Genomic DNA, 24,705 nt, shown 5'->3' with positions numbered 1-24,705 from the left:
GTCAGCCTAATGTGCCGGTGTGACTGCGCGCTCGGTCTGCGGCGAACGCGCAGTCAGCACGGCACCACCTCAGCGGTGGATCTTGTCCTGCCAGTCGGCGGGCACAGCACCGGCGGGGCCCGGTGCGGGTTGATCCTCGGGGTGCGCGGAGGGCTCTGCCAGAGCGGGCCCGTCGGTCGGCGACTCGGTCGGGAAGTCCCAGAACCAGTCCTCACCGGGCTCAAAGCTCTGCATGACCGGGTGGCCGGTCTCGCGGTAGTGCCCGGTGGCGTGCTGGCCCGGAGAGCTGTCACAACAGCCGACGTGCCCGCAGGCAGCGCAGCGCCGCAGGTGCACCCACCACCCCTGTGCGGTCAGGCACTCGGCGCAGCCGGTGCCGCTCGGCGGGACGTCAGGGTTGATGCTCACCTCGGTCATGGCTGTCAAACTACGCCGGTATGCCGCCACGCGCCTCTCCCCGGCCCTGCCCCGGTAGCGTGGGGCAGCGTGAGAACCGTCGACGTCCTGGTCATCGGCGCCGGTCAGGCAGGGTTGTCCGCCGCCTATCACCTGCAGCGCCGTGGGCTCCGACCTGCACCGACCACGGACCGTGACCTGGACGACCAGGTGAGCACTCCGCATACGGCATCGGATCGGGGCCTGACCTATCAGGTCCTGGACAGTGAGGAGGGGCCGGGCGGCGCGTGGCGGCACCGCTGGCGGTCGCTGCGCATGGCCACCGTGAACGGCATCAGCGAGCTGCCGGGGATGGCCGTGCCCGAGGTCGACCCGGAGGAGCCCAGTGCGCGGTTCATCACCGGCTACTTCGGTGACTATGAGGAGGAGCTGGGGCTGGCCATCGTGCGGCCCGTCCGGGTGAGTCGGGTGAGCCGGGCCGACGAGGACCCGCACGGTCGGCTCATCGTCGAGACCTCCGCGGGCACCTGGTCGACCCGGGCCCTGATCAACGCGACCGGCACCTGGACCAAGCCGTTCTGGCCGATCTATCCCGGTCAGGAGACTTTTGGGGGCCGACAACTGCATGTGGCGGATTATGTTGCTGCAGAGGAGTTTCGGGACCAGCACGTGGCCGTCGTTGGCGGTGGGATCTCGGCGGTGCAGCTGTTGGATGAGATCTCGCTGGTGACCTCGACGAGCTGGTTCACCCGGCGCGAACCGGTCTGGCGAGACACCCCGTTCGACGCACGGGCGGGGCACGACGCGGTGGCCATGGTCGAGGAGCGCGTGGCCAAGGGCCTGCCGCCGCTGAGCGTGGTGTCGGTCACCGGTCTGCTCTGGACCCCGTCCCTTCTGGAGGCCAAGGCCCGCGGTGCCCTGGACCGCCGGCCGATGTTCACGCAGATCCTGCCCGAGGGCGTCCGCCTCGTGGACGGCGACGTTCTGCCGGTCGATGTGATCCTGTGGGCCACCGGGTTCCGCGCGGCGCTGGACCATCTTGCACCCTTGCGGTTGCGAGGCTCGGGCGGCGGCATCGTGATGGAGGGCACGCGCGTTGCGGAGGAGCCCCGGGTGCACCTGGTCGGCTATGGCCCGTCGTCCTCGACGATCGGCGCCAACCGGGCCGGCCGCGCGGCGGTCAGCGACCTGGTGCGCTTCCTGGATGATGGCTGACCTGGCGAATGACGTCGCTCGACGACTTTTGCCAATGTTGCCGAGAGACTCCATTTCGTGATGTTGTCGAACGACTACATGAGGCGTGAGAGATGCAACTCAGGACGATGAGGGACGTGGCCGCCTTGGCGAGGTCCGCTCGCTTGGCCCGCGGCCTGACCCAGGCTGATCTCGCAGCGCAACTGCGGGTGAGCCGCGACTGGGTCGTGCGGCTGGAGAAGGGACACCTTCGGCTCGAGGTCCAACTCGTCCTCGACGCACTCCATGTCCTCGGTGTCGAGCTTCGGGCAGCAGGCCCGCCAAAGACGGAGTCGGCCGGCAGCGAGCACCCACCCGACGAGCGTGCACGGGACACGGGCGCAGCCGACCCGTTCGATGATCTGTTCGGCATAGGAGGTCGTCGGCGATGACTACGTCAGGAACCGGGCACCAGACCCTCAACGTCTACCTCGCCGGCGCAGTCTTCTGTTTGTGACCTGACAGCCGGTGTCGGCGTACGAGACCTCTATCAAAAGGCGGGTAGGGCGTACGAAACCTTTATATTTTTAGTCGTAGGGGTGCAGGCGCACGGAGAGGCAGGTGACGCAGCCCTCCAGCTTGACGAACTCGCTGACGTCGAGCGCGACGACGCTGAGGCCTCGCTCGCGGAACAGGTCGGCGGAGCGCGGGGCGGCGTCGGACATCAGAACGGTCCGCTCGTCCAGCACCACGACATGGGCGCCCTCGGGCTCTGGGACCTCGAGGAAGGACGGCCACCGCGACGCGTCATCGACGAGCGGGGCATAGCCGACGACGGTCCCGTCCGGCAGGGCCGTCACCTGGCTCTTCAGGTGCAGGGTCCGGCTGATCGGCACGACCTCGACCCGGCGCCCGACATCGGCGACCAGGCGCCCCAGGGCATCGGCACCAGCTCGGGTGGTCCGGCCCCCGACGCCGACAAACAGGGTGTCCCCGATGGTGAGGACGTCGCCGCCGTCCAGGTGGACCGGCTCGTCGTGCTCCTCGCGGCGCCCGTCTGTCAACTCGACCGTCTCCAGACCCAGGCGGTGGGCGGCGACGCGGGTGCCGTTGACCTCGTCACGACGCTCGCGCGCTCCCGGGGCGGTGACGACGGCCAGGTCGCCGACGGTCAGCAGGGCATCCTCGACGAAGACACTGTCCGGGTGCTCCGGTGCCGGGTCGACCTCGATCAGCTCGAAACCGGCAGCACCCAGCACGCTGCGATAGGCCTCCCACTGCGTGCGGGCACGGTCAGCATCGACGGTGTCACTGCGCTCGACGTGCGTGACCAGACCCTGCGCCAGTTGCGGGCTCGGGGCCCGGACCAGCGCGCGAGGGCTCATGGCCTCAGCGGACGGCAGCCGGGCTGAGCTCGTGCACGGGCTCGGTGGCGGCGGGCGCCTCGGCCTCGAGCTCCGTCTTCTCAGCGTCTGCTTCTGCCTCGGCGTCGGCCTCGACCTCATCGGCCGCTGCCTCGGTCTCCGCCTTCTCAGCATCCGCGTTCTCGGCATCCGCCTTCTCGGCCTCGGCGCGGGCGGTGGCCGCCTCGTCGATGGCCTGCCAGGTCGCTGCGTCGACGATGCCGGTCTGCTCCAGCTCGGCTGCGGCCTGGGCGTCCAGAACGGCCTGCTGGGTGAGTGGGCCGAAGATGCCGTCGCCCTCGAGCTCGAGCAGCTCCTGCAGGACCGTGACGGGATAACCCTGGTCCTCGATCGCCAGCTCGACGGTGCGCAGCTGCAGGTGCGGATAGGCCTCGCGCTCGAGCAGCTCCCAGACCAGCGTGTCGGTCTCGGTCAGGTCGTCACGCAGCAACGGCTGCTCGGTGGCGAACTCGGTCAGCGCCTCGGCGGTCAGGGGACCGAAGACACCGTCGCCGTCAACACCGAGCGCGTCCTGCAGGACCTTGACGTCCTCACCGACCGCACCCTCGGTCAGGACGGTGCGCTTCAGCGGGGTGAACTCGGTGACCTCAGCCTCCGACCGCTCGACGGCCAGCGCCCCCTCGGGCAGCTCGGGCAGCTCCTGACCCAGCGCCGCGGCATACGTCAACTGGTCCATGACCCCCGTCTGGGGGACGCCCTTCTCGCCCTGCCACTCGATCAGCGCCCTGCGGGTCGCCTCGTCGAGGACACCGGTCTGCTCGACCTCCAGCAACGGCTGGACCAGGGCCACGCCCTCGCCCTGCCCACCCGGACGCACGGTGGCGAAGTCGGTGTTCTCGGGCCAGAACTCACCCGGGGCGCAGGCCTGCGTGCGTGCCGCCTGCGGGAGGGCCGCATAGGCCCCGCCGATGACGGAGCACGGTCCCTGGTCAGCGCTCTCGGTGGTGACGGCGACGCCGGTCCACCAGGAGGTGCGCATGTTGGCGCCGTCCCAGTTCAGTGAGATGTGCACGTGGTCGGTGTGCGGGCTCTGGCCCACATAGCCCTGCCAGACACCGCCACTGGAGTGCCACGAGCGGTGGTTCCAGATGATCGACTGGATGCCCAGCCGGCGAGCCGCCTCGCCGTCGTTGGCGGTGAGCCAGGTGACCGCGGCGTCGCCGATGCGGCGCTCCTGCGGGTCGCCGGCGTCCAGCTGCCAGTCGACCGCGCGGCCGTCATAGTGCTCCGAGCGCTGGTCGATGCAGGAGCGCGACGTCGTGTAGCCGGGCCGGTCGTAGTGGTCACCGAGCAGGTTGGCCACGGCCAGGACGCCGGGCTTGGTCACCGGGTCGCAGATGATGTTGGTCTGGAAGACGCCTGGGTCGTCGGTCTCCTCGGGCAGCTCCACACCCTCGGGCAGGGCCCCGATGGCCGGGGGCTCGGGGACCGGATAGTTCGGGTCCTCCGGCAGCGTCTCGAGCGGCATCGGCCCGGTGGCGCGGCCGCCGTATTTGTAGCCGCCCCCGTCGGACGGTGCCGGGTCGGCGGGCGCATCGTCGGCGGGCGGCTCCTCGGGTGCAGTCCCGTCAGCAGGCGGGGCCTCACCGTCCGCGGGCGGTGGCGCCTCGCCATCGGTGGGCGGAGCGACCGGGGCGGCCTGCTCGACCGGAGCCGTGCCGCCGCCCTCCTCACCATCGGCCCAGACGGGCAACTGTGTCATCGAGATCGCCAGTGCCGCCCCCAGCACCGCGACCGCTCCTCGCCGCAGCCCTCGGAGTCCGCGCCCTGTTTCGGGCCGTTCGACAGCGCTCAACGGCGTTCCCCCAGCGGTGACCACTTCTGCTCTCCCTCTCGTTCCACGACGAACACTGCATGCCTCACGGGCTGCTCTGGTGACTCTATGCGCCCCAAGGGGCTCTTGACTACACCGGGATTGGAAACTCTGGCCCGACAGTCGCCAAATCTTTACCTGCCCCATCCGTCCCTGTGACGGATGGGGCAGGTGTGACACATGTGACGCCCCTGAGTCAGAGGCGACGACTCAGAGCCGGCTGAGACTCACGGCTGGCTGAGACTCAGAGCTCGCTGATCTTCTCGTCCTGGGCGTCCAGGACCTGGATCGCCTCGTCGTCGGTGACACCGGTGGCCATCAAGACGGTGTAGTTGCCACCGTCCTCGCGGCCGGCCAGCACCATCTCCATGCTCTGCCCCATGGCCTCGATGGTGATCTTGGTGCCGTCAGCATCGCCCTCGACCTCCCCGAAGCCCATGGTCATCTCCATGCCCTGCTCCTCGATGGTCACTTCCTCGCAGGCTGAGTTGAGCTCCGAGACGGCGTCGAGGGGGTTGTCGCCCTCCTCCATGGACGCCACGGTGACCTGGACCGAGGGCGCACCCATCGGGGTCTCCTCGGTCTCGGCTCCGGTGAACTCGACACTGGTCTGTGCCGTGAAGTCGGCGTTGATCGAGCCCATGGCGGTCAGCGCGTCCTTGCACTCCTGGCTGAGCTGGTCCACGCCGGGGAAGCCCTCGAGGATGTCCTCGGTGCCGCCGCCGTCGTCGTCGGAGGAGCCCTCCTCCGGGGTGCCGGCGGTGAAGCCCTCCAGCGGGAAGTCCGCGTCGGTGAGCAGGACCTCACTGGCCTGCTCCTGGGTCAGCGGCTCCGCGCCGCCACCGCAGGCCGAGAGGGTCAGGGTCGCGGCCGCCGCGAGGGCGAACATGGTCCTGGTGCGCATGACGAATTGCTCCTTGCTTCTTGAGTGAATGCCGCCTCTGCGACGGCGCACGAACACGATCGGTTCCCCTGTGATCGGTTCCCCTGTGTTCCGTGAGTGCTGGACGGGCCCCCTCGCCCGTTCCAGAAAACACCGTAACGGATTGCCAGTCAGTTCACAGACTCGCGACCAGCAGCGGGAGCCCCGTGGCGGCGGTCGTGCGCCAGGCCACGTCGGCCGCCTCGGTCACCTGCGACTCCTGCGGATTGATCTCGAGCACCGGCACACCGCGCGCCCCGGCCAGGTGGGGCAGGGTCGCGGCCGGGTGCACCAACCCGGAGGTCCCCACCACCACGACGAGGTCCGCCACCTGGGCCGCCTCAACGGCCTCGTCAAACTCCCTGCGGGGCAACGGTTCACCGAACCACACGACCCCCGGTCGCACCGGGCCGCCGCAGTCGCCGCACTCCGGCGGCTCCAGGTGCGCGATCGGCTCATCAATTTGCTCGTATGCCGCGTCGCTGGCTCGGTCGCAGTCCGCGCACCTGAGCGCGAAGAGACTGCCGTGGAGGTGGGCGAGCACGGTGGATCCGGCGCGCTCGTGCAGGTCGTCGACGTTCTGGGTCGCGATGCTCACCTCGCTCCCCTGACGGTTCTGCCACTGCGCCAGGGCGATGTGGCCGGCGTTCGGTGCGGCACCGCGCACCAGGCTCGCCCGCCAGGCATACCAGGCCCAGACCTGAGCGGGGTCGCGCTCCCAGGCCTGCGGGGTGGCCAGCTCGGTCGGGTCGAACTGCTCCCACAGCCCCACCTGCACGTCACGAAAAGTCGGGACCCCCGACTCCGCCGACATGCCCGCACCGGTGAGGACGCAGACGCGTCCGGCCCCCTCCACGAGGTCCAGGACCTCCGGGGGCAACCCATCGGCTGCCGTGATCACCGCACCCATGCCATCACCTCACCCATGCCGTCACCTCTCCCATGCCGCCGCCTCACCCATGCCGCCATCCTCCCAGGCGAGGTCGACGACAGCGCCTGCACTCGGCATACGAGATGGTCGCTCCCACCCGGGCAGGGCGGATGACACGTGTCACCTGCCCTGCGTGACGGGCCAGGGTGCCGATCGCGCCCGTGATGCGGCAGGCTCGGACCATGACCTCCGCGACCTCGCCCACCACGACGGACCCGTGGGAGCGGTTCGGGTGGTTGATGGGCGCGATCTGGCTGGTCTTCCTGTTCTTCCCGATCATCGGCCTGGCCACCTCGGACAACGCCCTCGCCGTGAAGGTGCTGGGCATCGCGGGGACCGTCCTGTTCGCGACCGTCTATATCCGCGGCTTCGTGCTGATCAACAGCGCCGACACGTGGCAGACGGTGGCCGTGACGGGCGGACGGCACCTCGGCGTGATGGTCCTGATCACGCTCGCGCTGATCCCGCTGCTGGGGATCAACGTGCTCGCGCACCTGCCCTATGTCGTGGCGCTGTCGATGTTCTGCCTGCCGCTGGTCTTGGCGTTCTCGGTCGCCAGCACATGCATCCTGATCTGCATCATCGCCCCGATCCTCGACGGCTCCTTTGCCGAGCAGTGGTTCTTCACCCTCATCGTGGCTCTCGTCGCGATCGCCACCGGCCTGGTCCGGGTGCTCGAGCAGGCGGGCGCCGAGGCACGGGCTGCCGAGTCCGAGCTGGCGCTGGCCGCCGAGCGGGACCGGGTCGCCCGCGACGTCCACGACGTCCTGGGGCACAGCCTGACCGTCGTCACCGTCAAGGCCGAGCTGGCCCAACGCCTGATCGACACCGACCCCGACCAGGCCAAGGAAGAGCTCGACCAGATCCAGGCCCTGAGCCGCGTCGCCCTCGCCGAGATCCGCGCCACCGTCTCCGGGCTGCGCGTCGCCAGCCTGGCCGACGAGGTCGCGGCCGCGGATGCCGCGCTGTCCGGTGCCGGCATCCAGGCTCAGCTGCCCGACGACCTCGGCGTCGTCGACCCGCGCCACCGCGTGCTGATGGGCTGGGTGCTGCGCGAGGCGGTCACCAACGTGGTCCGGCACAGCGGCGCCAGCACCTGCACCGTGGCGCTCGAGGACTCACTCCTGCGGGTCACCGACGACGGCCGCGGCATCTCCGGCAAGGAGGGCAACGGCCTGCGTGGCATCCGCGAGCGGGTCGCTGACGCCGATGGCACCATCACGCTCGCCCCGGGACCCACCGGTGGCACCGTCCTGGAGGTAATCCTGTGACCGACCCCAGCCCTGCGACCTCGGGCCAGCCGATCCGGCTGCTCCTGGCCGACGATCAGGCCCTCGTGCGCGGCGCGCTCGCGGCCCTGCTCAACCTCGAGCCCGACCTCACCGTCGTGGCCGAGGTCGGCCGCGGTGACGAGGTCGTCGAGGCAGCTCGCGCGTCGCGGGCGGACGTCTGCCTGCTCGACATCGAGATGCCCGGACTCGACGGCATCGAGGCCACGGCCCTGCTGCGCCGCCTCATGCCCTCGGCCCGTGCCCTGATCGTCACCACCTTCGGTCGGCCTGGCTATCTGCGCCGAGCCATGGACGCCGGTGCCAGCGGGTTCGTCGTCAAGGACACCCCCGCGCGGGAGCTGGCCGAGGCGGTGCGACGGGTGCACGCCGGGCTGCGGGTGGTGGACCCCACCCTGGCGACCGAGTCGCTGCTCGGCGGCCCGAACCCGCTCACCGACCGCGAGCGCGAGGTCCTGCGCGAGGCGATCGCCGGAGGCACCGTCTCCGCCATCGCCGCGCGTGTGCACCTCTCGCAGGGCACCGTGCGCAACTATCTGTCCTCGGCGATCGGCAAGACCGGCACCTCGACGCGCGTGGAGGCCGCCCGAACCGCGCAGGAGCGTGGCTGGCTCTGACCCTGCTGCTCTCACCCCGCTGCTCTCACCCCGCTGCTCCAGCCCTTGTTGGCACGGCTGCGCTGGAAGCGGCCTGAAAGAGCGGCGGAAGTGGACCCTCCTAACGTCCTCGGATCAGTCACACGATCCATGGGGGACCACCGTGCCAACCACCGCCACCCTGCTGACCTTCGCCCTGGCCGCCGCCGCCCTGGTGGTCGTGCCCGGTCCGTCCGTGGTCTATGTGATGACCCGTGGCGTCGAGTTCGGACGGCGCGCGGGGATGGTGTCGGTCGCCGGGCTGGAGATGGGCTCGCTGCTGCACCTGATCGCCACCGTGGCGGGCCTGGCGACGCTGCTGACGGCGTGGCCGGCGGGGCTGCAGCTGCTCCAGTGGGCGGGCGCAGGCTATCTGCTGTGGCTGGCGCTGGACCAGTTCCGGTCAGCCCGACCCGTGGGCCGGCACCGACCGGCCGCCTCTGCCCCCGGCTGTCCATCGACGCTGCGGCTGTTCCGGGAGGGCATGCTGATCGACCTGCTCAACCCCGGGACAGCGATGTTCTTCCTGGCCTTCCTGCCCCAGTTCGTCGACCCAACCCGCGGCCCTGTCGCAGTGCAGATCATGGTCCTGGGCGGCTGCTATCTGGTCCTGGCCGTGCTCAATGACAGCGCCTACGCTCTCGCGGCCGGAGGCCTGGCCAAGCGCCTCCGCGGCTCGCATGGTTCGCGACGCCGGACCGCGACCGTCACCGGGATCATCTATGTGGGGCTGGCCTGTGTCGCTGTTCTGGTGTGACACGGAGGAGGAGCTCAACCGAGCTCGCGTGGCTGCGGGTCCGAGAGGCTGGCTCAGGAAACGCAGCGGCAACACGGCGCCGGTAGATTCGACCCATGAGCAGCAAGCAGCAGGAGATCATCGCCGAGCTCGGCGTGAAGACCGAGTTTGACGCGGCACAGGAGACCGAGCGCCGCATCACCTTCCTGGCCGACTATCTGCGCGACTCCGGCACCAAGGGCTATGTCCTCGGCATCAGCGGCGGCGTGGACTCCACCACGTGCGGGCGGCTGGCCCAGCTGGCGTGTGAGCGGGTGCGCGAGGCCGGCGGAGAGGCCAGCTTCCTGGCGATGCGGCTGCCCTATGGCGTCCAGGCGGATGAGGCAGACGCCGCGACAGCGGTCGCCTTCGTCGCCGCCGATGAGACCGCCACCGTCAACATCAAGGACTCCACCGACGCGATGTTCTCCGAGGTCGACACCGCAGGCATCGACTTCAACGGCATCGAGCACGCCGACTTCGTCAAGGGCAACGTCAAGGCCCGCCAGCGCATGGTCGCGCAGTATCTCGCGGCCGGCGCCCGCTCACTGCTGGTGCTCGGCACAGATCACGCGGCCGAGGCGGTCGTCGGTTTCTATACCAAGTTCGGCGACGGAGCGTGTGACCTGACCCCGCTGGCCGGGCTCAACAAACGGCGGGTCCGCGCGATCGCCGCTCACCTGGGCGCACCCGAGCACCTGGTCAGCAAGGTGCCAACCGCTGACCTCGAGGACGGCAAGCCCCTCAGCCCCGACGAGGCGTCGCTCGGCGTCAGCTATGACGCGATCGACGACTACCTCGAGGGCAAGGAGGTCTCCGAGCAGGACCGCCGCACGATCGAGGGATGGCACGACCGCACGGCCCACAAGCGCACGATGCCCGTGACGCCCGACGACGTCTGAGTCGCCCTGACCATCCCACCCCCAGCCACCTCCGGAGCCGAGCGCACGCACGTGCTGGCACCTCGGCATACGTCCTGGGCAGTCCTGGCCGGGCTGACGGTGACTGTCCTGGTCACGGCGCTGTTCCTCGGGACCTCGCTCCGGGGTCCGTGGGACGGCGTCTATCTCTTCCGCGACTTCGTCACCGTGCCCGACCCGGTCCTCGGGGCCAACACTCTCGGCGGTGACGGGGCACCGCGCGCCGTGCCCCTGGATGCGGTGGTCGCCGCCCTGAGCGCTGTGCTGCCTGCTGGTCTGGTGGCCCGGCTCCTGCTGGTCAGTCCGCTGCTGCTCGTCGGGTCGGGGATGAGTGTGTTGCTGCGGCGCCATGGCGCGGTCGCCACGAGCGTCGGGGCGGGCCTGGCGATCGCCAATCCGTATGCCGTGGAGCGGCTTCTCCTGGGACAGTCCCCTTCTCTGCTGGGTTACGCGATGATCCCGTGGCTGGTGGCCGCGGTGCGGTCGAGCCAGCCGCTGTCGATGCGCGTGCTGCTGGTGCTGCTGGCTGCCGTCCCCGCCGCGCTCACTCCGGTGGGGGCCGTCATGGCCGGCATCACGGTCGTGGTCACTGCCCTCGTGGTCGGCTCGCGGGGCGACGGTGTGGGCTCTGCGTCACTGGGTCCTGAGTCTTTGGGGCAGCGAGCCGTGGCCGCCGTGGCGCTGCTGGCCCCGGTGGCGCTGGTCTCCGTGCCGTGGATTGCTGCCGGGCTGGCGAACCCCACGGCTGGTGCTGTGCCGGAGGGCGCGGACGCCTTCGCGGTGCGCTCTGACGGCTACCTCGCGGTGGCTGGATCGGTCGCCACACTCGGTGGGGTCTGGGCCGAGGGGGCCTGGCTCGCCTCGCGTGACAACGGCTTCGTCACGGTCCTGTCCCTGGTGTTGATCCTCGGCGCGGCCGGGGCGTGGTTCACACTGCGGGGCGCCTGGCAGCGGCCCCCGCGGTCTGGTGACCGCCACGTGGTGGCGAGTCGGCGCTCCGTGGATCTGGCAGGTGCTGGCTATGCCGTCACGGTGGTCGCCGTCGTGGCGCTCGCCGGGCCGCTGTTGCCGGTGTGGCGGGCGCTGCAGGTGGTGCCAGGCCTGGCCCTGATGCGGGACACTCACCGGTGGCTGGGCTGGGCCGCGCTGGCCGTGGCGGCGCTGCTTGCCGTCGGGCTGGCGCAGGCCCTGCGAAACCTTGGCTCCACCCGCCTGGCGGGAGCAGGGCTGGCCGTCACCCTGGTGGCCCTGGGCGTCCTCACCGTGCCGGATGCGCCGGGTCGCCTCGCCCGCGAGCTGCACCCCGTGGCGGTCCCCGCCGAGTGGGGGCAGGTCGTCTCCGTGGTCAACGAGGACCCGGAGGGCGGCGTGCTGCTATTGCCCTGGCAACCTTTCCGTCAGGTCGACTGGGCCGGGTCGGTGCAGTTCCTGGACCCCTTGCCGCGCGCCCTCGAACCCGAGGTGGTCCACGCCCGCGACCTGCTCGTGCGCCGAGACGGTCAGGAGTTGTTGGTCGGCGGAGAGGACCCCGCGTGGACCGATCAGCTCCGCACTGCCGACGGGCAACTGGACGCCGACGTGTTGCGCGCGGAGGGGATCACTCGGGTGGTGATCTGGTTGGGCTCACCGGGTGAGGTGCCCCAGCTGGATGCCTCGCTGACCACGGTGCACGAGGGCGAGCACTGGATCGTGCTGGAGGTCCCCGCGCCCTGAGGCTCGGGCTCCCGACTGGAGGTCCCCGCATCCTGAGGCTCGGGCTCCCGACTGGAGGTCCCCGCCCCCTGAGGCTCGGGCTCCCGGCTGGTGGGTTGTTTCACGTCTGACAGCACTTCCCGGTTCTGGGAGCCTGCCATGTCAGGCTCCCAGAACCGGGAAGTGCTCCAAGACGAGCGGATCGGCGCTCAGGTGGACGCTGCCCGTGGCGGTTCGCAAACCCAGGGGACGGGCCAGCGAACCACCCTGGCTATTCGCCGTAGCCCAGGAGGTCTTCCGGCGACTTGGGCTCGGCGGGGCCGTCACTGCGCGCGGCGCTGTCGTCCGGGCTGAAGCTGGTGACCACGGCCGCGGTGGCCGCACCCGCGGCGCCCAACCCCACGACGAGAGCGAGGACCACAGGCACGACGCGGACGGCGCCGCCCCCGGCGTTGGTGGACTGGCTCATGAGGACCTCCGTGATGCGGGTGTGATGGAGAGGCTAGCGGATCGGACGGGGTGCGCGTGGTCACCCGAGGCGGTGGGGGCGTGACCCCAGGAGGTGCGCAACAGCAGGTGCTCCCAGGCGCGCACCGTCTCGTCCCAGGTGAACCGCGCGGAGCGAGCGAGCGCGTTGTCACCGAGCTCGCCGAGTCGGCCGGGATCAGCGAACAGACCGTCCACGGCGCCCGTCATCTCGTCCAGGTCGTCCACGAGCAGGCCGGTCACGCCGTCCTCGATCGACTCCGAGACGCCACCAGCCTCGCGATAGCCGATGGCGGGCACCCCGTGGCTGGCCGCCTCGACGACGGAGAGTCCCCAGCCCTCCTTGACCGAGGGCACCAGCAACAGGGAGGCCGAGGCGAGCTCGCGGTGCTTGGTCTCCTCGTCCACGAAACCCAACAGGTCGACATACTCCTGCGCACCCTGGGCGGCGACGTAGTCGCGGACCTCGTCACGCCACCAGCCGTCCCCCACGACCCGCAACCGCAGACGGGGGTGGCGCGCCCGGAGCCGGCCAGCGACGTCGATGGCGTGCTCGATGCGCTTGTGCTTCACCACGCGGCCGAGCACGAGCAGGCGCGGGCCGTCTGCCTCGTCCGCGCTGACCGCCGGGGGCGACTGGGTGCCGTTGTGGATGATCGAGACGTGGGTCGGGTCGACCCCCAGCTCGGCAAGCTCATCGCGGGTGGAGCGGGAGACCGCGACGTATTGCCGGCCACGGTTGAGCCGCGGGGCGATGCGGGACTCGATGCCCCACCCCAGGGCTGCCACCGGCGGGCTGAAGACGACCGGCCACTGCTCCCGATGGACATGGTGGACGAGGACGACGACCGGCGCCTCGGTGGCCCAGCCCGCAAAGAACGGCAGGCCGTTCTGGACGTCGACCACCACGTCGAACCGGCTCTCGGCCGCCTCGAGACGGCGCAGTGTGCGACGGGCGGTGGAGTAGACGCTGGTGCGGGAGCCGCCCCGCAGATAGCGCACGCCACCGCGCGTCTCCTCCACCGGAGCGTTGTCGTGCGCGGCGCACAGGAAGGTGACGTCGTGACCGGCCGCGGCGAGGCCCTCGGCGACCATGCGGGCATAGAGCTCGGCCCCGCCACCCTCGGGGTGTTCGAGGTCTCGCCAGTTGCACCAGGCGATCCGCATGCGGTCAGACTCCATCGTCGACGTTCGGCGGCCACGCGGCCGCGCCGTTAGTTACCGCATAGTAGCCGCATTATGGTTCTGGCGTGGACCCTGCAGCGCTGCCGCCCCCTGGCACCCTCGCGCGCTCGGCCCATCTGTTCCGCGCCTTCCTGGCCGAGCAGAGCGATCCAGACCGCTTCTACAGCGTGCTGGCTGCCGACTCGGTCCGTGAGCTCGGTCGCTTCCTGGCCCTGGCCGGAGCCGACGTCGTCGACGTCGGGGGTGGGCCCGGCTATTTTGCCGACGCCTTCCTGCGGGCTGGGGCGCGCTATCTGGGCATCGAGCCGGACGCGGGCGAGCTGACAGCACGCGGTCACGCCGCGGCAGGCACGTTGCGGGCCTCCGGTTTGGCCCTGCCACTGGCCGACGAGTCCGTCGACCTCTGCTATTCGTCCAACGTCCTGGAGCACGTTCCCGACCCAGAGCTGATGGCGGCCGAGATGCTCCGGGTGACCCGGCCCGGCGGCACCGTCTATCTGTCGTGGACGCCGTGGCTGTCCCCGCACGGCGGCCACGAGACGGGCCTGTGGCACTACCTGGGCGGCCAGCGGGCGGCCGACCGCTATGCCCGTCGGCACGGCCACCGCCCCAAGAATGATTTCGGCACCTCGCTCTTCCCGACCCCGGTCGGACGGATGCTCCGCTGGGCCCGGAAGGTCGAGGCTGCGGGAGACGCCCGGATCGTCGCGATCGAGCCGCGCTATCACCCCGCGTGGGCCCGCTGGATGATCCGCGTTCCCGGCGCCCGCGAGGTGGTCAGTTGGAACGCCGTGATGGTGCTGGAGCGGGCGTGAGACACGGGATCTGGTCGGCTCGGCTGCTGCTCGGCTGCCTGGCCCTGACCGCCCTGATGTTCCGCCAGGCCCCCGGCCTGGTGGTGCCCGACACAAAACTGGACCTGACGGTTGACCCGATCGGATTCCTGGCCCGCTCGCTGCACCTGTGGGACCCCCACGGCTTCCTCGGTCAGCTGCAGAACCAGGCCTACGGCTATCTGCTGCCCGTCGGCCCCTTCCACGCGGTGCTGCTCGAGCTGGGGCTGCCAGCGTGGGTCGTGCAGCGACTGTGGTGGTCGGTGGTGCTGTGCGTCGCCTTCCTCGGCACCTGGCGGCTGATCCGCGCCCTCGGCATGGGCACGCCGTGGGCGGCCTACGCTGCCGCCTTCGCCTATGCCCTCAGCCCGCGGATGCTCAGCGAGGTCACCATCACCTCCGTGGAGGTCTGGCCGATGGCGCTGGCCCCGTGGGTGCTGCTGCCGCTCGTGAGCCGGGCACCGCTGACCTGGTGGAGCCGGATCTGGCGGTCGGCGGTCGCGGTCGCGCTGGTCGGCGGCATCAATGCGGTGGCCACCGGGGCGGTGCTGGTGCTGCCGACCCTGTGGTTCCTGACCCGGCGCTGGACCCGGGAGACAGCGCTGGCCCTGCTCGGATGGCTGGCCGCCGTCACCGTCGCGATGGCCTGGTGGCTGGTCCCCCTGCTGGTGATGGGCTCGCACAGCCCACCGTTCCTGGACTGGATCGAGTCAGCGGCCAGCACCACCCTGGTCGCCGGGCCGAGTGAGGCCCTGCGCGGCACCACGCACTGGCTGTCCTATCTGGTCACCAGCTCCGGCCCCAGTTGGCCGGCTGGGAGGCAGTATGTCGACAGCTGGCTGCTCATCGCAGGCTCCCTGATCATCGCGATCGTCGGTCTGGTCATGCTGACCCGGGCTCGGACCCCGCACCGGCTGTTCCTGGCCGTGGGGGTCGGCACGGGCCTGCTGCTCGTGAGCGCCGGACACACGGGAGCCCTTGCAGGTGTGCTCGCCGAGCCCGTGCAGCACCTGCTGGACGGGCCGCTGGCCGCGCTGCGCAACACCCACAAGTTTGAGCTGGTCGTCCGGCTACCGCTCGTGCTGCTGCTGGCGAGCGCGCTGACCCAGACGGCCCGTTGGGCGCGGCGGGTCGAGGCGCACCGAGTGGTGGTGCCCTTTGCTGCCGCGTGCGTGGTCGTCGCGGTCGGCGCTCCGGCCGTCGCCTCGACCCTGCCGCGTCCCGGCGGTTATGAGCAGATTGCGCCGCACTGGGTGGAGGCAGCTGACTGGCTGGACGCACAGCCAGGCGAGGGGACCGTGCTCGTGGTCCCTGCTGCCTCGTTCGCCGAGTTCGGCTGGGGGGCAACGCGGGACGAGCCGCTCCAGGCGTTGCTGGAGCGGCCGTTCGCGGTGCGCGACGCGGTGCCGCTGGGTGGGGCAGGGTCCACCCGCTGGCTGGATGAGATCCAGCGCCGCCTCGGCTCCGGCGACGGCGGCCCGGACCTGGCGCAGGCCCTGGCCCGTGGTGGCATCGGCTGGGTGGTGGTCCGCAATGACCTCGCACTGTCCGCGCAGGAGACCCCGCCGATCGCGCCGCACCAGGCTCTGGTGGCCTCGGACCTGGAGCGGGTCGCCGAGTTCGGTCCGGCAGTGGGGCCAGTGGGTGAGACCGACAGCCACACCGTGCGGCAGCGGACCATCGCGCCGACCCCCTCGGTGCAGATCTATGCCGTGCCGGACCCGACGGTCGCCCGGCTCGCGCCACTCTCGGACACGATGCGCCTCACGGGAGGCCCCGAGGACGTGCCGGGGCTGACCGGGTTCGCCTCGGCATACCTGTTGGAGGACGCGGCGAGCGCGCTGGGAGGTGACCTGGAGGAGGTCCTGGCCGGGGCGGAGCTCGGGGGCACGGCAGTCAGTGACGGCTACCGACGCCGGGCCGTGGACTTCGGCCAGGCCGCGGAGAATCTGTCCGGCATGATGACCGCCGACCAGGAGATGCCGCCGCGCGCCGTCAACGACTATCTGCTCCCAGGCCTCGGCGACCCCGCGGTCCTGACCTGGGCCGCGCCGATCGCGTCCGTCACGTCATCGTCGTCTCTCTCGGACACGGGCTCGCTGCGTCGCACCGCCGCTGGCCACGACCCCTGGCGAGCCCTGGACGGGATGGCGTCGACGGCCTGGGTGAGCGGCGGGCTCGGCTCGCCGGTCGGCCAGTGGTGGCAGGCGGAGTTCACCGAGCCGTTGGATCTCGAGACGAGCCTGCGGGTCCAGGTGGGCTCGCCGGACTTCTCTGCCACCGTCCAATCGTGGCAGGTGGTGACCGACGCCGGCTCCGAGACGACCGCGGTGCGCCCCGGCAGCCGCACCCAACAGTTGGCTGTGCCCGAGGGGCCGACGACGCGCCTCCGGATCGTTGTCGAGGCGGCGACGGGCGGCCCGACCGCTGGAGTCTCGCTTGCCGAGGTGGACCTGCCCGACGTCACCCCCGTCTCCCCCAGCCTGCAGGTGCGCTCCACGCCGGGCCCGGTCGACGTGGTGTCACTGCGCGCGCAACAGCTCGGACGCTCGGCCTGCCTGATGCTCGGTCAGCGGCCCTTCTGTGCGGGTCTGCAGTCGGCCGCACTGGAGGAGCCCGCAGGTCTGCACCGCACCATCGAGCTCGACACGGCCGCTGCGTATGCCGTGTCTGGACAGGTCCTGCCCCTCGACGGGGACGAGCTCGAGGAGCTGCTCCGCGAGCCCGGGCAGGTCGAGGTCACCGCCTCCTCCCGTGGTGTCCTGGCGCCCTACGGCCGGCCGGACACCGTCGTGGACGGCGACGAGGGGACCGGCTGGGTCGCTGGCACAGTGGACAGCTCTCCCACTCTGACCCTGGAGTTGCCGGAGGAGCGCGAGCTGTCCGGGCTGGCTCTGTCCAGTGACTATTTCCTGCCGGCCAGTCGCCCGCACGAGCTGCTGGTCAGCCTGGACGGCGGCGAGCCGATGGACCTGACGATCGGCGAGGAGGGCACGGTCACCTGGGACGAGACCACTGTCAGCTCAGTGGAGGTCACTTTCGGCGCCTCGTTCACTGTCACGACCGCCGACCCGCTGTTGCCCGGATCGCTGCGTCCCCTGCCGGTCGGCGTCAGTGAGATCACTCTGCTCGGTGCCGAGGATCTCTCGGTGCCCGACCCCGACCGCCTGCTCGACCTGTCGTGCGGGTCCGGCCCGGAGGTCTCGGTCGACGGCGAGAGCGTGCAGACCCGGGTCACCGGCACGGTCCGCGAGGTGCTGGAGCGCTCACGACTGGGCTGGGTGCCGTGCGGGGACACCGAGACGGTCGAGCTGTCGGCGGGCACGAACCAGGTCGTCGCGAGCGCGACCGACCGGTGGGTCCCGGTCGACCTCACGCTCGCACGCGTCGGCACGGACCTGCGACACGGGTGGGTGAGTCGAGAGATGACTCAGCCACCCGTGTCTCCGAGTTCCTCCAGCCCCGCGAGCGCCGGGACCCCGGAGGACACCGCGGACGCCAGGGACCCCGCGAGCGCCTGGCCCCCTGACACCGCCGGGGCGACGTCCCTGGCGCTGACCCGCCCCTCGCCAGCGAGCCTGGAGGTGGCGCTGCCGCAGCGGCCCGAGGACTCCCTGGTCGTGATCGCCCAGAACGCTGGCGCGGGCTGGTCCGCAGACCTGGTGTCCGCTGATGGCCAGCGCACCGCGCTGGAGCCCCTGGTCGTGGACGGCTGGCAGCAGGGCTGGGTCGTCCCCGCCGGGGCAGCCGGAACACTGGAGGGGCATTTCGGTCCGAATGACCCATATCGCTTGGGGCTCGGCGTCGGGTTCCTGGCCCTGGGCGCCCTGGTCGCCGGCGGACTCTGGTGGCGCCCTGGTCAGCCGGTGCGCCCGCTTGTCGCAGCGTCCCCGAACAGCCTCGAGCGTCTCGGACTGGTCGCGCTGTTCGCCGTGCTGTTCGCCGGCCTGTGGGGCCTCGCGCTGGCCCTCGTGGCCGGCCTGGTGATGCGCTTCGCCGGGCGCCGCACCGCCACCACGGTTGCGCTGGTGGTCGGCCTGCTCGGGGCGGGGCTGCTCGCCTGGCTCGGCCCCAACCCCCAGGGTGGGACCGTGGCCGACGTGGCGCCACAGGTCATCGTGCTGCTCACCATCCTGCTGACGCTCGTCGGTGCCGCCCGGACGGACCGACCGTGACTCGACTCGCACCCTGAGACTCCACCCAACCCTGGGCGCAACCTGGCCAACTGCCCCTGCCTCGGTCAGAAGTGCGCAAGAACTCTGCCAACCGTGCAACGCCGTGACTGGTCGGACTCGTCGCTCCCCTGTGCCTGATGCACAGAACAACGATCAAGGAGTTGAGGGAACCATGAAGAAGTTGCTCGCATCGACCACCGCCGCACTCGCACTCACCGCTGTTGCCGTCACGGGCGTTCCCGGCGCCCCGGGTGCCCCCGAGAGCACCGAAGCCGCCGGTTGCTCGACCTGGCAATACAAGGTGACCTGGAAGACAGGGAACTACCAGTACGACCCAGGCGACAACACCTTCAGCAAGGACGGCTACGCCTGGCGGGGTTACTACGTGAACTCGGTCTACCCACACGAGCAGCGCGTGGCCATCAAACTGCCGGGCGGCCGCCTCAAGGCCGGTCACCTGATGACCGGTCAGCTCTACAACGACCACAAGCAGCGAGTCACGGCAAACATGGGGATCCGTAAGGAAAACCTGGACTACGTCACCTGCTGGTGACCGAGAGGAGAACATCATGAAGAAGTTGCTCGCATCAACCACCGCCGCACTCGCACTCACCGCTGTTGCCGTCACGGGCGTTCCCGGCGCCCCGGGTGCTCCCGACGGCGCCGAAGCCGCCGGTTGCTCGACCTGGCAGTACAAGGTGGAAAAGAAGTCTGGCCCCTATCAACGGAGCCCGCTCGACGGCAGCTACAAGAAGGACGGGTATGCCTACAAGGGCTACTACGTCAACACCCACCACCCGAGCCAGCGCAATGTCATCATGCGCCAGGCAGACGGTTCCATCACCAGAGCCACGGTGATGCACGGAACGCTCTACAACCACAACAAGCACAAGGTCATGGTCGATATGGGCATCCGCAAGGCCAACCTCGACTACGTCACCTGCTGGTGATAGCGGCCTGAGTTCACCCAACACCGCACGCCCCGGCGCACTCGCGCTAGGGCGTGCTGTGCTCAGCGGCGGGAGTAGACCCGCTGACCCCAGCGCATGATCGGTCGCTCGATGAAGCGATGACTGAGCCAGGCCACCGGGATCGTTACCGCCAAGGTCGGCAGCAGCAGTCGCCAGAACCCACCGGTGAAGTTCTCGTGCCCGACCAGGGGCCCGACGAGTTCGAGGATCAACAGGTGGTAGGCGAAGATCCCGTAGGAGATGTCGCCGAGCCACCTCCCCAGCGGTCCACCGAGGGCTCGAGCTGCCCGCGGATCGTCACCGTTGCGCAGGGCCGCGATGCAGGGGAGCACCAGCAGCAGTGCAAAAATCGCGTAGGCCAGGTTCTTGAAGGCTGCTTCCCCCGGCACTGCTGCATCCAGACCGCGGGAGCCCGCAATGGGCGTCGCGGCGATGACCAGCACCACCAGGGACGTGAGCCAGAGGGTGCCCGGGTGTCTGGCCAGCAGATCGACCCGGGAGACGGGCAGTATGCCGAGGCACCGGGCCTGCTGCCAGGTCACCAGAGCCATGCCGATGGCGAACCAGCCGAGATAGGCAGGCAGCCACTGAGGTGCCGTGGGGTGCTCCAGCTCGGTCACGGCATAGATCCAGAGGGGGCTGGCCACCACCAGCACCCCGAGGACGAGCAGGCTGCGTCGCACGAACAGCAGCGGGTCGCGGGCTGTGCGCACAAGCAGCCACGCGAGCAGCGGGAGCGCGACATAGAACGCGCCCTCCACGGCCAGGCTCCACATCTGCGTGAGTCCCAACACCCAATTCTCCGGCCAGTAGATCTGAACCAGCAGCAGGTGTCGGAGGTATTGACCTGCCGGCGTGCCGTGGTCGAAGAGGACCCAGACCCCAGCGACAGCAATCCACAGGACCGGCAGGATGCGCAGCGCGCGCCTCCAGAGGTAACCACCGGTGCGCGGTGACGCGCCTCCCGTCAGGCGAGCCGCGACATACGGCCGGTAGAGCAGGAACCCGGAGATCACGAAGAACAGGGCGACGCCGGCGTCGAACCGGGACAGGATCCCGCCGAACGGCTCGGTGAAACTCGTGGCGGTGTGCGCGGAGACGTGGGTGACCACGACCATGAGGGCGCCAACGGCCCGCAGCCCGTCCAGGGGTGCGAACCGTCGGCGCAGCGAGGAGCCGTCCCGCGGCACGCTCAGGCCGATGGGATCCTCGGCGTCGGCCGCCACCCGAGGAGCATCTGTGGTCATCTCGGCGCTGACTCTACGAGAGAATCGTTACCCGCTGGTAGGCTCCCGCTCAGTCCTGTCGGCAAAGGAGCCCACGATGCGCCGTGTCCTCGGCATTCTCAGCCTGATCGTCGGCGCCTTTGCGCTGCTCATCGGCATCCTGGCCAAACCCGTCATCTACGAGGCGGTCTCCAAGGTCGAGCTCGACCAGAACAGCGTCTCCGTCTCGCGCGGCGAGAACATGAGCGCCCTGCAGGTCTCTGGCGAGGGGATCAACAAGCTCGAGGGTGTCACCCTCATCTCGACCCGCACCGTCGCCGGCATCCCCGGTCTGGCCGAGGGCAACAACGCCTTCTGGCAGACGGCGGTCGAGTCCGCTGTCGAGGACGGGCCGCTGCTCACCTACTCCGATGAGGGTGTCTCGTTCGACCGGACGACCGCTCTGGCGACCAACTGCTGCGGCGACTACATCGCGGTCGGCGACGCCGCGGCTCCCGATGATGACGCCACGCGCGAGGCGATCCAGCACGACGGCCTGTTCTTCAAGTTCCCGTTCGACACCCAGCAGGAGGACTACCCCTACTGGGACGGTGCACTCGGCCACGCGGTCACCGCTGAGTTCTCCGGCGAGGAAAGCGTCGAGGGCGTCACGACCTACAAGTTCGTGATGGAGCTCGGGCCGGAGGAGGTCTCCGAGAACACCGGCCTGCCCGGGGAGTTGTTCGGCACTGACCAGCCGGTCGACGCGGGCCGGATCTATCAGAACACCCGCACCCTGTGGGTCGAGCCCAACTCCGGCGTGATCATCCGGGGCCTGGAGGAGCAGAACGTCCACTTCGCCCCGCGCGACTCCAGCCTGCCGACGGTGCCGATCACAGTGGGCACGATCGGCTACACCGACGAGACCATCAAGGCCAATGCCGACGAGTACGGCTCCAAGGGTGCCCTGCTGGGCTTCATCAACGGCCCGCTCACCTGGGTCGGCATCCTGGTCGGACTGGCCCTCATCGCGCTTGGTGCCTTCCTGGCCCTCGGTGGCAACCGCACCCGTCAGGAGGGTGGGGTCGCCTATGGCGATGACGACCCGACTGGTTATAGCGAGGGCGGCTTCGACGAGCCGGGCCATGAACCATCAGGCCATGGCGCACCAGTACATGCCGAAGCGGGCCATGATGCGGCGGGCTACGAGGACGACGACTACAGCGACACCGAGCAGATCACCCGCCGCCTGCGCCACGAGTGACTCCCGCTGACGCCTGCGCCATGGGCGAGCTCTGGATCGTGCTGGAGGTCCCCGCGCCCTGAGGCTCGGACTTCCGGCCGGTGGGTTGTTTCACGTCTGACAGCACTTCCCGGTTCTGACAGCCTGCTATGCCAGGCTCCCAGAACCGGGAAGTGCTCCAAGACGAGCGGATCGGCGCTCAGGTGAGGCGCGGGACGGTGTCGATCTCGCTGACCGGCTTGTCGTCGCGATAGCGCAGCACGCGGGCAAACCGCAGGGCCACACCGCCGGGATAGCGAGTCGAGCGCTGCACGCCGTCATAGGCGATCTCGACGACCTGCTCGGGGCGCACGTGGACCACGTGGCCCTCGCGGTGGGTCTCCAGCTCCAGGAACCGCTGCGTCTGCCAGGCGAGCATCTCGTCGGTCATCCCCTTGAAGGTCTTGCCGAGCATGACCAGCTCTCCCGTCGCCGCATGCCGCGCACCCAGGTGGATGTTGGACAGCCAGCCGCGCCGGCGACCGCTGCCCCACTCGACGGCCAGAACCACCAGGTCGAGGGTGTGCCGCGGCTTGACCTTGACCCACCCCGCTCCGCGTCGACCTGCGGCGTAGGGCGCGTCCAGGCTCTTGATCACCACCCCCTCGTGCCCAGCCGCGACGCGCTCGGCAAAGAACTCCTGGGCCGTCTCGGCGTTGTCGGTCACGATCCGGGGCACGAGCAGGTCGGGGGCGAGCGCCGCGAGCGCAGACCACCGCTCGCTGGCCGGCTCATCAACCAGATCGCGTCCATCGAGGTGCAGCAGGTCAAACAGGAAGGTGGTCAGCGGCACCTTCACGCGGAGCGCACCGGGATCGGCGGTGCTCGCGGTGCGCGCTCCGGTGATCTGGAAGGGCTCTGGTCGGCCGTCGTCCGCGAGGGCGATGACCTCACCGTCCAGGACTGCCTGCCGCGCGGGCAGGGCGGCAAGCACCTCCACGACCTCGGGCATCCGGTCCGTCACGTCTTCGAGCGTGCGGGTGAACAGGCGCGCGCTGCCATCGCGCAGGTGTGCCTGCAGCCGGATGCCGTCGACCTTGGTGTCCACGGCCACCTCAGTCGCACCATCAACGACCTCAGCCACGGCCGGCGCAGATCCCGCGAGCATGGGACGCAGAGGTCGCCCGACCTCGAGCTCGATGGCCTCGAGTGCCGCCACGGCGGTCTCGCCGCCACCGCCACCAGTCCCCGCATCAGCACCAGAGGCGGCACCGAGGGCAGCAGCGGCAACCGGACCAGCGAAGCCAGCCAGCATCACCGCGCGGCGCACGACGCCCTCAGGCACCCCAGCCGCCTCGGCGATCGCCTTGAGCATGACCCCGTCGCCGGCCCCCTGCCGCAGCTCACCCGTGATCAACCCGACGAGCCAGCGCTGCTCGGACTCGGTGGCCCGCCCGAACAGCTCAACCACGGCCGCGCCTCGGGCAGCGCTCGAACCGGCACCGGCCATCGCCTGCAGATTGCTCAGTGCCTCGTCAACCTCCTGGACCGACAGGGTCGACTCGAGGGCTGGCTCCGGAAGTGCCTGCAGTCCGCGCCACCCGACGCCGACGGTGCGCTGCGGCAGCCGCCCGGCCAGGTAGTCGGTGACGACACCGACCTCCTCCGGGGCAGCCACCCGCAGCGTCGCGGCGAGGGCCGCCACCTTGGCCGTCCGGGAACTGGTCCCCGCGACTGCTGCCGATGTCTCGATCACCCGGGCGAGCTGCATACGTCCAGCATCCACCCGTGGACCGACACCTGCCGCTCGACCCGGCCCCGTCACCCGGCCGAGACGGCCGGCTCCGCCGGAGGCTCGATGACACCGAACCGCTCACCGTCAGGACCGGTGATGACCGCGACCCGGCCGAACTCGAAGGCATAGGGCTCCATGAGGACCTGGGACCCGCGGGCCGTGGCGCGCTCGATCGCGGCATCCGTGTCGGGCACGTTGAAGGTCACCGACCAGTAGGGCTGCTCACCCTCGACCATCCCCACGCCACCGGCGGGCCGCTCCCCGCCGGGGACGCTGAACATCGCATACTTCATGCCCTCGGACGACATGTCCTCGTAGGTGAAGCCAAAGACCTGCGCATAGAACTCCTGGCCAGCCTCGAAGTCGCCGAGCATGGCCTCGCACCAGGAGACCGAGCCCGGGGAGTCATAGACGTTGAAGCCGGTGTGCTCGCCGTATTGCCACCCGCCGAAGACGGCGCCCGTGGAGTCGGTGTAGATCGCCATCGACCCGAGGGACTCCAGCGGCATCGGGGGCATGACGACGGTGCCGCCGGCATCGGTGACGCCCTGCGTGACCGCCTCGATGTCCTCGGTGCCGAGGTAGGTGGTCCAGGCGTGGGTGTCCTCCTCCATGCCCTCCATCGGCGGGGCCAGGCCGGCGGCGGGCTCACCATCGACCAGCGCCATGAAATAGCCGCCGAACTGCTCGCCCGACGGCGTGAACTCCCAGCCGAGCACGTCGGCATAGAACGCACGGGAGGCGTCCGGGTCAGTGACGGACAGATCGACCCAGACGGGCGTGCCTGCGGGCCAGGTCTCCTGGTGGATTGCCATGCTCACTCCTTCGTGAGGGCACGCTGGGGTGCGCACCCGGTGGCTGGG

The 24,705-nt window shown here is 70.2% G+C and carries 22 protein-coding genes; 12 read left to right on the top strand and 10 right to left on the bottom strand.

Translation table 11 applies throughout. The features are described from left to right. Positions 1-69: 69 nt before the first annotated feature. Entirely contained in the window at positions 70-417 is a 348-nt protein-coding gene (locus tag NF556_RS00775; protein WP_252593605.1) for a UBP-type zinc finger domain-containing protein, read from the bottom strand. 69 nt (positions 418-486) lie between these two features. Between NF556_RS00775 and NF556_RS00770 the strand changes: the two genes are divergently transcribed. Both NF556_RS00770 and NF556_RS00765 read left to right on the top strand, forming a co-directional pair. Next, on the top strand, positions 487-1,611 hold the full coding sequence (locus NF556_RS00770) for an NAD(P)-binding domain-containing protein (RefSeq protein ID WP_252593604.1): 1,125 nt from the start codon (positions 487-489) through the stop codon (positions 1,609-1,611). Positions 1,612-1,736: 125 nt separating this feature from the next. Beyond that, positions 1,737-2,021: a helix-turn-helix domain-containing protein gene (locus NF556_RS00765; RefSeq protein WP_252593603.1), complete on the top strand. Its 285-nt coding sequence runs from the start codon at positions 1,737-1,739 to the stop codon at positions 2,019-2,021. A 135-nt stretch (positions 2,022-2,156) separates the two neighbouring features. Here NF556_RS00765 and NF556_RS00760 read toward each other — a convergent pair whose 3' ends face one another. From NF556_RS00760 to NF556_RS00745, 4 genes are all read right to left on the bottom strand, one after another. After that, on the bottom strand, positions 2,157-2,954 hold the full coding sequence (locus tag NF556_RS00760; protein WP_252593602.1) for a dimethylarginine dimethylaminohydrolase family protein: 798 nt from the start codon (positions 2,952-2,954) through the stop codon (positions 2,157-2,159). Between the two features lie 4 nt (positions 2,955-2,958). Then, positions 2,959-4,722, bottom strand: a complete 1,764-nt coding sequence (locus tag NF556_RS00755) for a peptidoglycan-binding domain-containing protein (protein ID WP_252593601.1) — start codon at positions 4,720-4,722, stop codon at positions 2,959-2,961. Between the two features lie 328 nt (positions 4,723-5,050). Further along, a complete protein-coding gene (locus NF556_RS00750; RefSeq protein WP_252593600.1) occupies positions 5,051-5,710 on the bottom strand; it encodes a hypothetical protein in 660 nt (219 codons plus the stop codon). 154 nt (positions 5,711-5,864) lie between these two features. After that, entirely contained in the window at positions 5,865-6,638 is a 774-nt protein-coding gene (locus tag NF556_RS00745) for an SIR2 family NAD-dependent protein deacylase (RefSeq protein WP_256829841.1), read from the bottom strand. 203 nt (positions 6,639-6,841) lie between these two features. Between NF556_RS00745 and NF556_RS00740 the strand changes: the two genes are divergently transcribed. From NF556_RS00740 to NF556_RS00720, 5 genes are all read left to right on the top strand, one after another. Beyond that, positions 6,842-7,930 carry a sensor histidine kinase gene (locus NF556_RS00740; RefSeq protein ID WP_252593599.1) on the top strand — a complete coding sequence of 363 codons (1,089 nt, stop codon included), beginning with the start codon at positions 6,842-6,844 and terminating at the stop codon, positions 7,928-7,930. After that, a complete protein-coding gene (locus tag NF556_RS00735) occupies positions 7,927-8,565 on the top strand; it encodes a response regulator transcription factor (RefSeq protein WP_252593598.1) in 639 nt (212 codons plus the stop codon). The genes NF556_RS00740 and NF556_RS00735 overlap by 4 nt, the downstream gene beginning before the upstream one ends. Before the next feature lie 142 nt (positions 8,566-8,707). Then, positions 8,708-9,340 (top strand): LysE family translocator, encoded by a 633-nt coding sequence (locus NF556_RS00730; RefSeq protein ID WP_252593597.1) that lies wholly within the window; start codon positions 8,708-8,710, stop codon positions 9,338-9,340. Between the two features lie 95 nt (positions 9,341-9,435). Beyond that, positions 9,436-10,260: an ammonia-dependent NAD(+) synthetase gene (gene nadE / locus NF556_RS00725; RefSeq protein WP_252593596.1), complete on the top strand. Its 825-nt coding sequence runs from the start codon at positions 9,436-9,438 to the stop codon at positions 10,258-10,260. 51 nt (positions 10,261-10,311) lie between these two features. Continuing rightward, complete coding sequence (locus NF556_RS00720; protein WP_252593595.1) at positions 10,312-11,991, top strand: MmpA family trehalose lipid delivery protein; 1,680 nt, start codon at positions 10,312-10,314, stop codon at positions 11,989-11,991. Positions 11,992-12,241: 250 nt separating this feature from the next. Here the strand turns inward: NF556_RS00720 and NF556_RS00715 are convergent, their stop codons facing one another. Continuing rightward, positions 12,242-12,439, bottom strand: coding sequence for a hypothetical protein (locus NF556_RS00715; RefSeq protein ID WP_252593594.1), 198 nt, complete (start codon positions 12,437-12,439; stop codon positions 12,242-12,244). After that, positions 12,436-13,638: a glycosyltransferase family 4 protein gene (locus NF556_RS00710; protein WP_252593593.1), complete on the bottom strand. Its 1,203-nt coding sequence runs from the start codon at positions 13,636-13,638 to the stop codon at positions 12,436-12,438. Before NF556_RS00710 ends, NF556_RS00715 begins: the two co-directional genes overlap by 4 nt. 68 nt (positions 13,639-13,706) lie before the next feature. Between NF556_RS00710 and NF556_RS00705 the strand changes: the two genes are divergently transcribed. The 4 genes from NF556_RS00705 to NF556_RS00690 all read left to right on the top strand — a co-directional run bounded on the left by NF556_RS00705 (position 13,707) and on the right by NF556_RS00690 (position 19,599). Further along, positions 13,707-14,456, top strand: a complete 750-nt coding sequence (locus NF556_RS00705) for a class I SAM-dependent methyltransferase (RefSeq protein ID WP_252593592.1) — start codon at positions 13,707-13,709, stop codon at positions 14,454-14,456. Further along, a complete protein-coding gene (locus NF556_RS00700; RefSeq protein ID WP_252593591.1) occupies positions 14,453-18,649 on the top strand; it encodes an alpha-(1->3)-arabinofuranosyltransferase domain-containing protein in 4,197 nt (1,398 codons plus the stop codon). The genes NF556_RS00705 and NF556_RS00700 overlap by 4 nt, the downstream gene beginning before the upstream one ends. A gap of 172 nt (positions 18,650-18,821) precedes the next feature. Next, positions 18,822-19,202: a hypothetical protein gene (locus NF556_RS00695; RefSeq protein WP_252593590.1), complete on the top strand. Its 381-nt coding sequence runs from the start codon at positions 18,822-18,824 to the stop codon at positions 19,200-19,202. Positions 19,203-19,218: 16 nt separating this feature from the next. Continuing rightward, positions 19,219-19,599 (top strand): hypothetical protein, encoded by a 381-nt coding sequence (locus tag NF556_RS00690; RefSeq protein WP_252593589.1) that lies wholly within the window; start codon positions 19,219-19,221, stop codon positions 19,597-19,599. A gap of 62 nt (positions 19,600-19,661) precedes the next feature. On the opposite strand, the gene NF556_RS00685 is transcribed toward NF556_RS00690, so the two are convergent. Further along, entirely contained in the window at positions 19,662-20,867 is a 1,206-nt protein-coding gene (locus tag NF556_RS00685) for an acyltransferase family protein (RefSeq protein WP_252593588.1), read from the bottom strand. 76 nt (positions 20,868-20,943) lie between these two features. Between NF556_RS00685 and pgfA the strand changes: the two genes are divergently transcribed. Beyond that, a complete protein-coding gene (gene pgfA / locus NF556_RS00680) occupies positions 20,944-22,089 on the top strand; it encodes a cell envelope lipid trafficking protein PgfA (RefSeq protein ID WP_252593587.1) in 1,146 nt (381 codons plus the stop codon). Positions 22,090-22,267: 178 nt separating this feature from the next. Here the strand turns inward: pgfA and NF556_RS00675 are convergent, their stop codons facing one another. Together NF556_RS00675 and NF556_RS00670 are read right to left on the bottom strand one after the other, a co-directional pair. Next, entirely contained in the window at positions 22,268-23,818 is a 1,551-nt protein-coding gene (locus NF556_RS00675) for an ATP-dependent DNA ligase (RefSeq protein ID WP_252593586.1), read from the bottom strand. A gap of 50 nt (positions 23,819-23,868) precedes the next feature. Then, complete coding sequence (locus tag NF556_RS00670) at positions 23,869-24,657, bottom strand: VOC family protein (protein ID WP_252593585.1); 789 nt, start codon at positions 24,655-24,657, stop codon at positions 23,869-23,871. Positions 24,658-24,705: the final 48 nt, after the last annotated feature.

Source organism: Ornithinimicrobium faecis (assembly GCF_023923225.1).
Taxonomy (GTDB): domain Bacteria; phylum Actinomycetota; class Actinomycetes; order Actinomycetales; family Dermatophilaceae; genus Ornithinicoccus; species Ornithinicoccus faecis.
This window is presented reverse-complemented; position numbering and strand designations above follow the sequence as displayed.

Excerpts from the sequence above, each read along its gene's own strand:
- NF556_RS00750 (WP_252593600.1), bottom strand. The coding sequence starts at position 5,710 with ATGCGCACCAGGACCATGTTCGCCCTCGCGGCGGCCGCGACCCTGACC.
- nadE (WP_252593596.1), top strand. The coding sequence starts at position 9,436 with ATGAGCAGCAAGCAGCAGGAGATCATCGCCGAGCTCGGCGTGAAGACC.
- NF556_RS00740 (WP_252593599.1), top strand. The coding sequence starts at position 6,842 with ATGACCTCCGCGACCTCGCCCACCACGACGGACCCGTGGGAGCGGTTC.
- NF556_RS00670 (WP_252593585.1), bottom strand. The coding sequence starts at position 24,657 with ATGGCAATCCACCAGGAGACCTGGCCCGCAGGCACGCCCGTCTGGGTC.
- NF556_RS00775 (WP_252593605.1), bottom strand. The coding sequence starts at position 417 with ATGACCGAGGTGAGCATCAACCCTGACGTCCCGCCGAGCGGCACCGGC.
- NF556_RS00675 (WP_252593586.1), bottom strand. The coding sequence starts at position 23,818 with ATGCAGCTCGCCCGGGTGATCGAGACATCGGCAGCAGTCGCGGGGACC.
- NF556_RS00710 (WP_252593593.1), bottom strand. The coding sequence starts at position 13,638 with ATGGAGTCTGACCGCATGCGGATCGCCTGGTGCAACTGGCGAGACCTC.
- NF556_RS00715 (WP_252593594.1), bottom strand. The coding sequence starts at position 12,439 with ATGAGCCAGTCCACCAACGCCGGGGGCGGCGCCGTCCGCGTCGTGCCT.
- NF556_RS00760 (WP_252593602.1), bottom strand. The coding sequence starts at position 2,954 with ATGAGCCCTCGCGCGCTGGTCCGGGCCCCGAGCCCGCAACTGGCGCAG.
- NF556_RS00745 (WP_256829841.1), bottom strand. The coding sequence starts at position 6,638 with ATGGGTGCGGTGATCACGGCAGCCGATGGGTTGCCCCCGGAGGTCCTG.
- NF556_RS00695 (WP_252593590.1), top strand. The coding sequence starts at position 18,822 with ATGAAGAAGTTGCTCGCATCGACCACCGCCGCACTCGCACTCACCGCT.
- NF556_RS00690 (WP_252593589.1), top strand. The coding sequence starts at position 19,219 with ATGAAGAAGTTGCTCGCATCAACCACCGCCGCACTCGCACTCACCGCT.
- NF556_RS00685 (WP_252593588.1), bottom strand. The coding sequence starts at position 20,867 with ATGACCACAGATGCTCCTCGGGTGGCGGCCGACGCCGAGGATCCCATC.
- pgfA (WP_252593587.1), top strand. The coding sequence starts at position 20,944 with ATGCGCCGTGTCCTCGGCATTCTCAGCCTGATCGTCGGCGCCTTTGCG.